Genomic DNA, 13,125 nt, shown 5'->3' on the forward strand with positions numbered 1-13,125 from the left:
GGTTTCAATTTTTATTTTATGAAATTGTGCTGGAAGATTATTTTTCCTTCCGGTCAAATGATGCTGGCTGTTCTTTTAAAGGCGTGACATGAGATTTCTTTTGAATATCTCTGTCTGCCTTTTTCGTCGAAGCAGCAGGTGCAGCGGCTGCACGCTCAGCTTTTAATGCTTTTAGTTCACGTTTCAGTTTCACAATTTGGAAGATCCCTGCAAATGCCACAATCAGCCCGCCCATTAAAACTGAACCGATAATGACAAGGATCAGCGGCCATTCAGCCGTTCCAAATAAGTAGTGTACCTCGACAGGCCGTACATTAATCACGGCAAATACTGAGACAATTAATACGAAAATAAATGCGAGTATGATGGTCCATTGTTGTTTGTTCATCTACATATCCCCCAAGCTTTTTCTTTTATTCTTCCCTTTTCGCTGCCTTTTTTAAACACCGAAAGAAAGCAGTGGAAGAAAACCTATCAGCATGGGCATCATCAGCTGCTGAGTTTTTCTTTAATCAGATTCTTTAATTCTTTTCTTTCTCCAGAAATGACAAGGGTATCCCCTTCTTCGATGATGGTATCTGGTCCTGGATTTAAAATCTTCTCATGTGATTTTCTCACAATGGCGATGACTGTTACTTGATAGTTTTGGCGAACATTGAGGTCACCGATGCTTCTTTGAACAGCTGGTGCATTCTTTTCAATTTTAAACCATTCAATCACCAGTTCATCAATGGCTACCTCTACGGTTTCAAGCGCTTTCGGCTTATAGACCATGCCGCCTAAAATAGCCGCAATTTGTCTTGCTTCTTCATCGTTTAGCAGGATGCCAGAAATCGTTTCTTCATGGTCGTCCTCCTGAAAATGATACATTTCTCTTCTGCCGTCATCATGTGTAATGATGGCAAGCTTCTCATTATTTCTTGTGATCATTTCGGCTTTATGACCGATACCTGGCAGTTCAGTTTCCCGAACCTTCATAACAGCCCCTCCAATGAATAAAGCCAAATGCCTAAACAGACACTTGCTTTCTATACTGGTCTAAACGTAAGTCATTATAGCAAAAGACCATTTCAAGATCAATGAAACCCGAAATGTTTTTTCAAATCATCTTATTTTCAGAAAAACCGATAGAAAAAGACTGCCGAAAAAGGCAGTCTTTCTAGATTAAATATCTTGATCTGTATCAATCTTAGCTGGTTTTTTCAGCTCACGGCCTTTCCACATCAGCCAAATTTGTGCCGCGATATAAAGGGATGAGTACACCCCTGTTAATAAGCCGACAAGTAAGGCGATGGAGAAGTTTGTAATCGACGCTGATCCGAAGATAAGCAGTGCGACAACAACGACAAGTACAGTCAGCACCGTGTTGACAGATCGCGTAAAGGTTTGCTGTAAGCTTAAGTTCACAATGTACGATAGATCTTCAATGGTTTTCGGTTTACGTTTCTTCATTTGCTCACGAACCCTGTCGAAGGTAACGATCGTGTCGTTGATCGAGTACCCAATGACCGTGAGGATCGCGGCAATGAAGGTGACATCCACCTCTAAGCGCGTAATACTAAAGAAGGCGACAATAAAGAATGCATCGTACAGCAGTGAGATAATCGCCGCAATTGCCATCTTATACTCAAAACGGACGGATACATATAAAATGATCCCAATGGAAGCAATGATGACGGCATATAGCGCATTACGGGCAAGTTCTTTTCCGACAGTCGGTGATACTGTACTTACGTTCGGCTCAGTGCCGTATTTATCTTTGAAGTAATCCTTCACTTCAGCGATTTTTTCTTTGTTCGGCACCCCGACAAATCGAGCAGCTGCCTGATTTTCTTTTTGCCCCGACAGCACAACACTGTCTGCTTCAAGACCAAGCTTTTTAAAGTCTTGCTCTACTTGTGCAGTTGTCAGCTTGTGATCGCTTTGAACATCAATTCTCGTTCCACTAGCAAAGTCAATACCAGCATTGAGCTTGAAGATCGAAAGGACGATGATTCCCGCAATAGTAACAGCTATGGAGAAAATCATAAAGCCTTTACGTTTGCTGACGAAATCCCATTTATCAAATGGCGTTTTCGGTTCGGTATTTTCTGTTGTTTCGTGGATACTCATGATGTCTTTTTTGCGGACACCAAACCAGCCTTTTTTGCGGTCGAGCGCACGGCTTTCTACAAGCAGTCCAAGAAGGAATCTTGATAGGAATACAGCCGTGATAAAGCTTGTTAAAATCGAGAGGATGAGCATTGTTGCAAATCCTTTTACAGAGCTTGTCCCGAAGAAGAACAGCACTCCGCCGGCAATAATACTTGTTAAGTTTGCATCAAAGATGGTCGCAAATGATCTGCGGTTCCCTGACCTGAAAGCAGAACGGACAGATTTGCCGAGCTTCAGCTCTTCTTTGATCCGCTCATAAGTAATAATGTTGGCATCAACAGCCATCCCTACCCCTAGAATAAGTGCGGCAATTCCAGGCAGTGTCATGACCGCGCCCATCCAGTCAAACACTTGCAGCGTAATGTAGATATAGGCTGAGAGTGTGATGACAGCTATAAGACCAGGTAATCGGTAATAAAGCAGCATGAATAAGAAGATAAATGCGATTCCTACAATTCCTGCGAACACTGTTTCGTTCAGTGCTTGTTCACCAAACTGTGCACTCACAGATGTGGAATATTTTTCTGTTAATTTTACTGGCAATGCCCCGGCATTTAAAATACTTGCGAGGTCTTTTGCCTCTTGGACAGTAAATTTCCCTTCAATTTGTACGTCACTGCTGTTAATCTCTTGATTCACATTTGGTGCAGATACATACTTGTGGTTTGATTTTGAGACTTCTTTTTTGAAGGAATCTCCTTTGTGATAATCAAGCCAAATGACAAGCTGGTTATTCGGCGCCATCGCCGCTACTTTTCTTGTGACGTCACCAAATTTTTTCGCATCCTTTAGTTTAACCGTCACAATTGGCTCATTCGTTTGACTGAATGTTTGTTTTGCACTGTTTTCGACTAGGTCAGCCCCGTTAAGAAGTTCTTTATCATTCGTATCTCTGAATGATAGCTGTGCTTCAGTGGAAAGAATCTCCCTAGCTCTGTTTTGATCTTTTACCCCTGCAAGCTGCACACGGATACGATTATTGCCTTCAATCGAGATGTTCGGCTCACTTACACCTAGCACATTGGCTCTTCGGTTAAGAGCTTCCACCGTACTAACGAGAACACTATTTGTGATCTTGTCCTCTTTTTTCACTGGATGTACATCATACAGGACTTCAAATCCACCCTGTAAATCCAGCCCTAGCGTCATATCTTTCGCAACAGGCTTTGTCAGTAAGCCCACGCCAGTTCCGATTAACAGAACCACTAAGAAAAACGCAAGAATGCGCCCTTTTTTCATTATGTATTTCCTCCTTAAACACCTGAATCCATTAAGATGGCTTATTTCAACAGTTCATCAAGCATATTCTTGCCATCTTCACTGTCCAAAAAAGCAGACGTTTTAAACGACTGAACGGTTGCATAGTTCATAAATTCGCCTATTTTCACAGATAAAATATCTGCAACCATTTCATGAATCGGATACTCTTGTTTTTTCTTCCACTTCTTATTCTCTAAGTATGACCATAATTCCTCTAAATCTACATCTTTATAGCCCAAAACGATGAATTCTTCAAGCTTACTGAACAGAAAAGGCTTTAAATGGTCTTTGTATATAGCAGCTGGGTGTTGTGTCATTGCGTAGCTCCCCCTTTTCAGTTTTTTATCGAGAGACTTGTCATGCTTGGACGATATACACGCATATCTTATTGTATATGATTCTATGTCGTTTGAGAAGGCAGGTGATCTGTGATTTGACGAAGCAAACGTTTTTAAAGGGGACCATTATTTTAATTTTAGCAGGTTTTATCACGAGAATATTGGGTTTTGTCAATCGAATTGTCATTGCGAGGTTCATTGGCGAAGAAGGGGTCGGGCTTTATATGATGGCTGCACCTACCTTTTTTCTCGCCGTGACGCTCACACAATTCGGACTGCCTGTCGCCATTAGTAAGCTTGTCGCAGAAGCAGAAGCCCGGGGTGACAAACAGAAAACAAAACGTATTCTGGTCATGTCCCTTGCGATAACAGGAACACTCAGCCTGATATTCACGCCGCTCTTTTTATGGTTTGCGCCCATCATGGCAGAAAATATGCTGACTGATCCTAGAACGGTCTATCCACTGCTTGCCATTACACCCGTCGTACCAGTCATCGCCATTTCCAGTGTGTTAAGAGGCTATTTCCAGGGCAGACAGCAGATGAGCCCGCTTGCGATGTCTCAAGTTCTGGAGCAGGTCGCAAGAATTTCACTAGTGGCAGTATGTACAACGGCTTTCCTTCCTTACGGGATTGAATATGCGGCAGCAGGTGCGATGATTTCATCTGTGATTGGAGAGATGATTTCACTTGCTTACTTACTGATCGCCTTCCGCTATAAAAAGACGATTCGTATTCGAAAACGATTTTTTAAGGCGATTCATGACGGGAAGGACACGTTTAAACAGCTGATGAGCATTGCCCTGCCAACAACAGGCAGCCGTTTTATCGGGAATATTTCGTGGTTTTTAGAGCCGATTGTTGTCGCGCAAAGTCTTGCCATTGCTGGTTATGCAGCTGTAGAGGCGACAAGGCAGTACGGGGAGTTGACTGGTCTTGCCCTGACCCTTTTGACACTGCCTAGTTTTATTACGTATTCACTCTCCACTGCATTAGTTCCGGCGATCAGTGAAGGAATGGAGCAGAACAAACGTAAAACGGTCGAATACCGGCTGAAGCAGGCGATGCGCCTTTGTTTACTCAGCGGAGGCATTTCATGTATTATTCTTTTCGTTTACGCAGAAGATTTAACGCTCTTTATGTATGGTTCATCGCACGCGGCCATTTATGTGAAATTCATGGCGCCATTTTTCCTTCTTTATTATTTTCAAGGGCCCCTTCAAGCCGTGCTTCAAGCACTCAATTTAGCTGGTGCGGCGATGACCAACAGCCTGATAGGTGCAATTGTGAAAACAGGGATGATTTTTGTCCTTGCTTCCCAGCCTGGCTTTGGCATTATGGGCGCAGCACTTGCGATCTTAATCGGCATCATCCTTGTCACGCTGCTCCATGCGGCAACTGTCGGAAAGGTGCTGCCTATTCATTTACCATTAAAGGAATATGGACTATGCGTCCTTGTGATTATCGGTACAGGGGCTGTCAGCCTTTGGCTGAAATCTCAAGTAGACGGACTCTTTTCTGCTCCTATTGAACTTGTGACGCTCATTTTTGTTACGTGCACGCTCTATGTCATTCTATTAATCTGCCTAGGGCTAGTGAAACGAGAAGAGCTGCGCCGCATCCCGTTCATTGGGAAGCTGTTTTAGCTCATCTCTTTTTGATCACTTCATCTTTCAAATCAATATAAAATGTTTTTTGATTAAAGCTGCAGTAAGAGATTTGATCGATATCATGATAGCCTCTTTTAGCAAGCTCATCTTTCAGCCACTGTTCATTTTGATTGATTTGCTTAAGGTGGTCATGCTGCACGACACCGTCTGCAACAAGTGGAAGCTCAAGCGCTGCATGTTTGCGCTTGTTTTCTTTTTCGACAACGGCGAGCTTTCCAGACGGCTCTAAAATGGCGTAAGAGACATCCTGAATGCTGTCGATGTTATTTTCTCTTAATTGAATGAGAAGGTCATCAAAATTGTATCGCTGTTTTCTCATTGCACCCTCGTCTATTTTCCCATTGATGATGAGCAGGGCCGGTTTGCCGTCAAGAAAGCGCCGGACGCCTTGGAATTTCAATGAGAGGTAAGCAAGTGTGATTTGAATGAAGGTTAACAGCAGGATTGGCCATACCGTATGTAACATGTGATCCTCTACTTCTTCTATGGCGAGAACCGCAATTTCTGCGATCATCATAAAAATGACTAGATCTAAAATGCTCAGCTCGCCAATTTCCCTTTTGCCCATTAAGCGAAATATAAACCAAATAAGAAAATATAAAATGATGGTTCTCATGGAAATGATCAAGATATCCTGCATGTGATGTAAACCCTCCTTCTCCAACATAGCTTGTGTCAAAACACTTTATTTATGTAGAAAAGAAACGTCTGAAACATGTCTATTTTTTCTTCACTGTGAATACATTTTAGTAAAAGACAAGCTTCGTTCAATTGGAGAGGAGACGAATCTACATGCAGGAAACGAAACATATTGGAAAAGGCATTTTATCCGGCTTAATTGCCATTTTTGTCGTGATGGTTGTCACAAGTTTACTTGTGTCGCTCATGCTTACATTCACAAGTATGCAGGAAACATCATTTAAATGGATGATTATGATTTTGTCCTTTGCTGCCCTTTTATTAGGAGGCATCATTTCTGGAGGGAAAGCAAAGGAGCGTGGCTGGCTGATTGGTGCGGTCACGTCTATCATTTTTTCCCTCACTGTATTTCTATTTCAATATTTGGGATTTGGAAAAACGTTTTCACCAGAGCAGTTTATCTATCATGGAGCATTTTTAGGCATTTGTATGCTGGGGGGAATGATTGGCGTCAATCTTCGAGGCAAATAAAAAAAGAGCGGTTATATCGCTCTTTTTTTTATGGCTATGTATCAGAGGATTAGCCTTTGTCAGCTAATTCTCTAATAGCACGACGATCGAAAGTTAAACGGTTGTTTTCGCTTGTTTTGATGACCACTTTTGATTCATCAATTGAGTCGATTTCACCGTGTAAACCACCGATTGTGACGATTTTATCGCCTTTTGATAAAGATTGCTGCATCTGACGCACAGCTTTCTGTTGCTTTTGCTGTGGACGGATTAACAAGAAGTAAAGCACAGCAAACATGACAACAATCATAATGATTGAACCCATACCACCATCCATTCTATTTCACCCCTTTCTAAAGCATTGTAAAGCCTTTCGTTTATGCGTTAAAAGTTTTTCGCATTCGGTTTGTTAAAGCCGTAACGCTCAAAAAACTCTTCTTTAAAATCACCTAAACGATCCTCACGGATAGCTTCTCTCACTTGCTCCATTAATTTTAACAGAAAATGAAGATTATGATAAGTTGTTAATCGAATTCCGAACGTTTCATTTGTTCTGATGAGATGTCTAATATAGGCGCGTGTATAGTTTTTACATGTATAGCAGTCACAGTTTTCATCGATTGGTCTAAAGTCACGCTCATATTTTGCATTTTTCACAACAAGACGGCCTTCACTTGTCATCAAGGTGCCGTTTCTTGCAATTCGCGTCGGCAGTACGCAGTCAAACATATCTACACCGCGAATGGCGCCGTCAATTAAGGAGTCTGGTGAGCCGACACCCATTAGGTACCTCGGCTTGTCTGCCGGTAAAAATGGTGTTGTGAACTCTAGTACACGATTCATCACATCTTTTGGTTCCCCTACAGATAAGCCTCCGATGGCGTAACCTGGGAAATCAAGTGAAACAAGGTCTTTTGCACTTTGTTTTCGAAGCTCTTCGTATTCTCCGCCTTGGACAATCCCAAACAGCCCTTGATCTTCAGGACGCTGGTGCGCTGTTAGACATCGCTCTGCCCATCTGCTTGTCCGCTCCACAGAACGTTTCATATAATCGTACTCTGCAGGATACGGCGGGCATTCATCAAATGCCATCATAATATCAGAGCCAAGTGCATTTTGGATGTCCATGGCTTTTTCAGGAGATAGGAACAGCTTGTCTCCGTTTAAATGATTACGGAAGTGAACGCCTTCTTCTTCAATTTTTCTAAATTCACTCAATGAAAAAACTTGGAATCCGCCTGAATCTGTTAGGATTGCTCGATCCCAGTTCATAAATTTGTGCAGACCGCCTGCTTCCTTTACGATATCGTGACCTGGACGGAGCCATAGGTGGTACGTATTGCTTAAGATGATGCCTGCATCCATAGCCTTTAATTCTTCAGGCGCCATTGTTTTGACTGTAGCCAGTGTACCTACTGGCATAAATACAGGTGTTTCAAAGGAGCCGTGCGGTGTATGAACGCGGCCAAGACGTGCACCTGTCTGTTTGCATGATTTAATGAACTCATAACGTATCGGTAATTGCGACAAAAATGAGCCCTCCTGTCTTTGTTGTATGATGTTATTGAATCAGCATGGCATCGCCAAAGCTGAAGAATCGGTATTCCTCTTTAACAGCCTCATTGTACGCTTTAAGTACGTGCTCTCGTCCAGCTAATGCGCTGACAAGCATAATTAACGAGGATTTTGGCAGATGGAAATTCGTGATCATGCCGTCAATTGCCTTGAATGTGTAGCCAGGGTAAATAAAGATCGACGTCCAGCCGCTTGAGGCTTTGAACTCACCATCATGTGCACTTGCAATGGTTTCAAGCGTTCTTGTTGACGTTGTGCCGACTGAAATAATCCGCCCGCCTTCCTTGCGAATGCGGTTAAGCTCATCAGCTGTTTCTTCATTCATTTCATAAAACTCTGCGTGCATTTCGTGTTCTTCAATACGTTCTGCACTTACCGGACGAAATGTGCCAAGCCCTACGTGCAGCGTAATGAAAGCAATGTGTACACCTTTCGCTTTCAGCGCATCCAGCAGCTCGGTTGTAAAGTGGAGACCGGCAGTTGGCGCAGCAGCGGAGCCAACCTCTTTTGAATAAACGGTTTGATAGCGTTCACGGTCGTCAAGCTGCTCTTTAATATATGGAGGCAGCGGCATTTCACCAAGGGATTCAAGCACTTCATAAAAAATGCCTGTATATTGAAACTCGACTTTTCTTCCGCCATGTTCCATTTCCTCTGTGCATACTGCTTTGAGCCGTCCATCACCAAACGTGATAACCGTCCCTTTTTTCACCCGTTTGGCTGGTTTGACAAGTGTTTCCCAGTTGTCTCCCTCTTCTTGTTTCAATAGAAGCAGCTCTACTTTGGCACCTGTATCCTCTTTCATACCAAACAGACGTGCAGGCAGAACGCGCGTATTGTTTAGAACGAGACAATCACCCTTTTGAAAATAATTGATGATTTGTGAGAATGTATCATGTGTAATCGCACCCGTTTGTTTGTTTAAGACCATCAGTCTTGATGCATCTCTTTTTTCAAGCGGCACTTGTGCAATCAATCTTTCTGGTAAATCAAAATCAAATAGTTCTAGCTTCATTTCCTTCACCTATTCTGTAGTTAACTAGTTAACGTTATTTCATCCGTCCAAAGATATTAAGTAATATGGTTAGCACGATGCTAATGACAATGCATGTAATGACAGGAAAAAAGAACGTTACATTTCCTTTTTTCACAAAAATATCACCTGGAAGCTTACCAACCAATTGAAATACTAATCCTGCGGCAAAAAGGACACCACCTAAAATCATTAATATTTTAGGGAATTCAGTCACGAATCGGAACCTCCATTTGAAAATGTTCATACGCTTCTCTTGTGACGACCCGCCCTCTTGGTGTTCTTTGCAGGAAACCAATTTGCAGTAAGTACGGTTCGTACACATCTTCAATCGTATGTGATTCTTCTCCAATTGTCGCTGAGATCGTATCAAGCCCAACAGGACCGCCTCTAAATTTTTCGATCATACTTAAAAGCAGCTTATGGTCTATATGATCAAGGCCAAGCCTGTCGACTTGAAGACGCTCTAGGGCATCTTCCGCAATATCCTGCGTAATGGCATGATTCCCAAGCACCTGCGCAAAATCTCTTACTCTTCTGAGCAAACGATTGGCAACCCTCGGTGTTCCCCGGGAACGTCTCGCAATCTCTTCAGCAGAGCGAATATCGATCCCAATCTCAAACAGCTCGGCTGTTCTTGCCACAATGTGAGCCAAATCTCTTTGTTCATAGTATTCCAATCTTGCATGTACCCCAAACCTGTCACGAAGCGGTGCTGTTAACAGCCCGACACGGGTTGTTGCACCTACAAGCGTAAATGGCGGTAAATCAAGCCGCACAGAGCGTGCTGTATCTCCTTTTCCAATGACAATATCTAAACAAAAGTCCTCCATTGCTGGGTACAGCACTTCTTCAATTGAACGCTGCAAGCGGTGAATTTCATCAATAAACAATACATCACCTGGCTCAAGAGATGTTAAGATGGCCGCCAAATCACCAGGACGTTCAATCGCTGGTCCTGACGTTGTACGCAGCTGAACATTCATTTCATTGGCAATGATCGACGCAAGCGTTGTTTTCCCAAGTCCAGGAGGTCCATATAAAAGGACGTGATCAAGCGTTTCCTGCCTCATGCGGGCAGCTTCAATAAATACGCTGAGGTTATCCTTTACTTTTTGCTGACCGATATATTGGCTAAGTGTCTGTGGCCGCAGACTTTGCTCAATGGCTGATTCATGGTTGTCTGCTTCAGTTGAGACGAGCCGTTCATCCATGAGACATCACCCTATTTCAACATTTTTTGTAAAGCTTTTTTCACATATTGATCGGTTGTGAGATTCTTTTCTTCTTTTAATAATGGAAGAACCTTTTTGATTTCACGATCACCGTATCCAAGGACACTTAAGGCTTCAAGCGCTTCATCTAATGCAGTTTGCTGCGTTTCGACCTGAATGTGGTCCTCGTGATTAAATAAGTTGCCAATCATTTCTGGTACCACATCTGCAAGTTTGCCTTTTAGATCCAGAATGATTTGGCGTGCTGTTTTTTTGCCCACACCAGGGAATTTAATCAGGAACGCTTCATCTTCACGTTCTATCGCTGAAATGACAGCGCCAGGATCCCCGGAAGCAAGAATGGCGAGTGCGCCCTTTGGCCCAATTCCTGTGACATTTAACAGTTTTGTGAACAGCGCTTTTTCTTCTCGTGTTTGAAAACCGTATAACGAAAAGGCGTCTTCCTTTATGTAATGATACGTATAAATCGTTTCTTGTTTATTTACTCGATAGATAAACGGGTTTGGGGTATAGACTTGATATCCCACTCCGCCGTTTTCAATGACAACATATTGCGGGCACACATAATCAATGGTCCCTTTTACAAACTCTATCACCGTTTTCACCTCTTTGACTGTTCTTCATTGTAACATAAATCGAAGAGAAAACCGCAATAAAAGTTAACATACGTTCGCTCAGTACATTTTTATGATGAAACCACGAAAAACAGCTTGTGGCCTTCACACCAGCAAGCTGTTACACGCTTTAAAACGATACTTCATTTCGATAAGGCTTCATGACTTCAAGCACATGCTCAAATTCATCCTTTGTTCGAAAAGGAATGCCTTGCTCAAGCTGCTTTTCCACATGACTTTCTAAACGGGACGTATCAATTTGAAAAAAGAGATGAATAGGCTCCGCCCAGCCGTCAGGCCTTCCATGAAACGTAGAAATCACACCGTCCTCTGATAATCCGATATATCCATTTGCTTTACTTAATGGAGAGATATCATCAATTTGCTTTCTAAAAAGGGCAAAATCCTCTTTTTGTTCTACGAGCGTCCAGCCTTTATACTGCGCCCAGAATGTGTCTTTGTCTTCTAATGATGCCCGGTGTCTTTCAATACTCACATCGCCGTCTAGATAGACTTTTTCAAGCTGGACGGTAATAGAGTTTGACTGCTTTTGCAAGTGTTCTTTCCCTTCCATATCCGCAGCAAAAAAAAGCACACTTGTCATGATAAGTCCTGTAACGAAACATTTCATCTTCACTTTCACTATTTACACCTCTTTAGAACATGAGATCGATGCATGACATATGTAGTTTGACCCATTTTTCTAAACATTAACCAAATCGATCATTCAAGTGTATGGTAAGAGTCTTTCGTTGTATCCTTCATTCGTAAATGTTATGTTTTATACAATCCATTGCTTTATCGAATGACACGGTTTTTTCATCATTCGTTTTTCAGCCGCATAAACTGAAACCAAAGAAGGTGAAGTCAATGTCAGATGTCAAAAGATTAGCCGAATCGATTCAATATCATGAAGAGAAACGTTTTCATAAGCTTGCCTATAAACCGGCAGAGCTTGAACTGTGCGGCAAAGGAAGAAGTGCCTATGTCTTTTTATACAAAAAAGACGGCAAGAAAATGGCACTAAAAGTTTTTTTCCCTTCTTATCAGCATATTGCCCGCAAAGAGGCTGCCATTTACGAAAAACTTTCTGGTTCGTCTTACTACCCTGAGATTTATGAGTCTGGGGATCAGTATATTTTAATGGAATATATTAAAGGCTACACATTCTATGAATGCCTTACAAAAGGAATTCCTATTAAAAAACAAATGATTGAACAAGTCGATGATGCGCTGGAGGAAGCGCGTGAGAAAGGATTGAATCCTTCTGATATTCATCTGCGCAATTTGATCTTAACAAAAGAAGGACGGATCAGGGTCATTGACGTTGCCAGATTCACGCAAACGAAAGCATGTCATCAATGGGATGATTTAAAAGCCGCTTATGCCTATTACCAAAAACCTTTTTTCCCTAAAAAAGCACCGCGTCTGTGGCTTGAAGTCATTGCCTATTTGTATAAAAAGAACTGGCTGTCCCGCGGGCAGCTTAATAATCGAAATGATTTTTCTGCATAATGAAAGCCGCTCTCTTTGAGCGGCTTTCTGCGTTATTCTGTTTCTACATGGATACTATTGACGTTTAATAGGTTAATGATTTCATTATTCAGCTTAAACCAATGATTGGCTTCTTCAATTTTTTTATACACATCATAGGTAGCTGGACGTTTGAGCTCGAAATCAAGCACTTCCCCATTGTTCATATGAAATGTTACCTTAAATACTTTCATCATAAAGATCACCTTCCACTCTTCTTGTTCGCTGGTCAAATAGATCAGCTCTTTTCATTCATTCTCTATTCAACTCGTTTCCCCTCCTTGTTTCCATTCAAACCCAAGAAGTTTAAATTTTGTTTAAATTCACACAACATATCTATCTCTCAGATCTGCAAAGAAGTATATTGATTAAAAAGGAGGCTGTCCTTAATGAAGCAGAAAAAGAAACGAACATCTCCCGAAAAACAAACAGTCTTTTTTCATTTAACAGATGCTCTCATTCCAAGTGTGGACATGATGGCATATGCAGCAAAGGCATTTTTTCACCTTTTAAGAAAAGCCTTTTCAGCCGTTTGATAAAACCCCGCACAGCATCGTGCGAGGT

Annotated in this window: 17 protein-coding genes; 4 read left to right on the top strand and 13 right to left on the bottom strand. The window is 42.0% G+C overall.

Annotation, left to right across the window (positions count from 1 at the left end; translation table 11 throughout):
• Positions 1-37: 37 nt before the first annotated feature.
• The 4 genes from NST65_RS12205 to NST65_RS12220 form a co-directional block, all read right to left on the bottom strand.
• Entirely contained in the window at positions 38-388 is a 351-nt protein-coding gene (locus tag NST65_RS12205; RefSeq protein WP_111926395.1) for a lipopolysaccharide assembly protein LapA domain-containing protein, read from the bottom strand.
• A gap of 101 nt (positions 389-489) precedes the next feature.
• Positions 490-978, bottom strand: a complete 489-nt coding sequence (locus NST65_RS12210; RefSeq protein ID WP_041115109.1) for a cation:proton antiporter regulatory subunit — start codon at positions 976-978, stop codon at positions 490-492.
• Positions 979-1,164: 186 nt separating this feature from the next.
• Positions 1,165-3,393, bottom strand: a complete 2,229-nt coding sequence (secDF, locus tag NST65_RS12215; protein ID WP_034279892.1) for a protein translocase subunit SecDF — start codon at positions 3,391-3,393, stop codon at positions 1,165-1,167.
• Positions 3,394-3,434: 41 nt separating this feature from the next.
• Positions 3,435-3,731 (bottom strand): post-transcriptional regulator, encoded by a 297-nt coding sequence (locus NST65_RS12220; protein WP_003216788.1) that lies wholly within the window; start codon positions 3,729-3,731, stop codon positions 3,435-3,437.
• A 116-nt stretch (positions 3,732-3,847) separates the two neighbouring features.
• On the opposite strand from NST65_RS12220, the gene spoVB reads away from it, so the two are divergent.
• Positions 3,848-5,398, top strand: a complete 1,551-nt coding sequence (gene spoVB / locus NST65_RS12225) for a stage V sporulation protein B (protein ID WP_046311918.1) — start codon at positions 3,848-3,850, stop codon at positions 5,396-5,398.
• Between the two features lies 1 nt (position 5,399).
• Here the strand turns inward: spoVB and NST65_RS12230 are convergent, their stop codons facing one another.
• Positions 5,400-6,062, bottom strand: a complete 663-nt coding sequence (locus tag NST65_RS12230; protein WP_034279889.1) for a DUF421 domain-containing protein — start codon at positions 6,060-6,062, stop codon at positions 5,400-5,402.
• A gap of 152 nt (positions 6,063-6,214) precedes the next feature.
• On the opposite strand from NST65_RS12230, the gene NST65_RS12235 reads away from it, so the two are divergent.
• Positions 6,215-6,592 carry a TIGR04086 family membrane protein gene (locus tag NST65_RS12235; protein ID WP_034279887.1) on the top strand — a complete coding sequence of 126 codons (378 nt, stop codon included), beginning with the start codon at positions 6,215-6,217 and terminating at the stop codon, positions 6,590-6,592.
• 49 nt (positions 6,593-6,641) lie between these two features.
• Here NST65_RS12235 and yajC read toward each other — a convergent pair whose 3' ends face one another.
• The 7 genes from yajC to NST65_RS12270 form a co-directional block, all read right to left on the bottom strand.
• Entirely contained in the window at positions 6,642-6,908 is a 267-nt protein-coding gene (yajC, locus tag NST65_RS12240) for a preprotein translocase subunit YajC (RefSeq protein WP_008360993.1), read from the bottom strand.
• A gap of 47 nt (positions 6,909-6,955) precedes the next feature.
• The gene (gene tgt / locus NST65_RS12245; protein WP_024423141.1) at positions 6,956-8,101 is read right to left on the bottom strand and encodes a tRNA guanosine(34) transglycosylase Tgt; all 1,146 of its coding nucleotides are present in this window, start codon (positions 8,099-8,101) and stop codon (positions 6,956-6,958) included.
• A gap of 31 nt (positions 8,102-8,132) precedes the next feature.
• Positions 8,133-9,161: a tRNA preQ1(34) S-adenosylmethionine ribosyltransferase-isomerase QueA gene (gene queA, locus NST65_RS12250; protein ID WP_034279883.1), complete on the bottom strand. Its 1,029-nt coding sequence runs from the start codon at positions 9,159-9,161 to the stop codon at positions 8,133-8,135.
• Between the two features lie 34 nt (positions 9,162-9,195).
• Positions 9,196-9,396 carry a DUF2905 domain-containing protein gene (locus NST65_RS12255; protein WP_012010741.1) on the bottom strand — a complete coding sequence of 67 codons (201 nt, stop codon included), beginning with the start codon at positions 9,394-9,396 and terminating at the stop codon, positions 9,196-9,198.
• On the bottom strand, positions 9,389-10,393 hold the full coding sequence (gene ruvB / locus NST65_RS12260) for a Holliday junction branch migration DNA helicase RuvB (RefSeq protein ID WP_024423143.1): 1,005 nt from the start codon (positions 10,391-10,393) through the stop codon (positions 9,389-9,391). The genes NST65_RS12255 and ruvB overlap by 8 nt, the downstream gene beginning before the upstream one ends.
• 11 nt (positions 10,394-10,404) lie before the next feature.
• Positions 10,405-11,010 carry a Holliday junction branch migration protein RuvA gene (ruvA, locus tag NST65_RS12265; protein ID WP_024423144.1) on the bottom strand — a complete coding sequence of 202 codons (606 nt, stop codon included), beginning with the start codon at positions 11,008-11,010 and terminating at the stop codon, positions 10,405-10,407.
• Between the two features lie 148 nt (positions 11,011-11,158).
• The gene (locus NST65_RS12270) at positions 11,159-11,659 is read right to left on the bottom strand and encodes an intercompartmental signaling factor BofC (RefSeq protein WP_046312308.1); all 501 of its coding nucleotides are present in this window, start codon (positions 11,657-11,659) and stop codon (positions 11,159-11,161) included.
• A gap of 239 nt (positions 11,660-11,898) precedes the next feature.
• Between NST65_RS12270 and NST65_RS12275 the strand changes: the two genes are divergently transcribed.
• Positions 11,899-12,543 (top strand): serine/threonine protein kinase, encoded by a 645-nt coding sequence (locus NST65_RS12275; RefSeq protein WP_034279877.1) that lies wholly within the window; start codon positions 11,899-11,901, stop codon positions 12,541-12,543.
• A 32-nt stretch (positions 12,544-12,575) separates the two neighbouring features.
• On the opposite strand, the gene NST65_RS12280 is transcribed toward NST65_RS12275, so the two are convergent.
• The gene (locus tag NST65_RS12280) at positions 12,576-12,758 is read right to left on the bottom strand and encodes a hypothetical protein (RefSeq protein WP_008342761.1); all 183 of its coding nucleotides are present in this window, start codon (positions 12,756-12,758) and stop codon (positions 12,576-12,578) included.
• Between the two features lie 192 nt (positions 12,759-12,950).
• Between NST65_RS12280 and NST65_RS12285 the strand changes: the two genes are divergently transcribed.
• The gene (locus tag NST65_RS12285) at positions 12,951-13,097 is read left to right on the top strand and encodes a hypothetical protein (RefSeq protein ID WP_162842506.1); all 147 of its coding nucleotides are present in this window, start codon (positions 12,951-12,953) and stop codon (positions 13,095-13,097) included.
• Positions 13,098-13,125 lie beyond the last annotated feature (28 nt).

It is taken from the genome of Bacillus sp. FSL P4-0248, from assembly GCF_038593305.1.
Taxonomy (GTDB): Bacteria; Bacillota; Bacilli; order Bacillales; family Bacillaceae; genus Bacillus; species Bacillus safensis.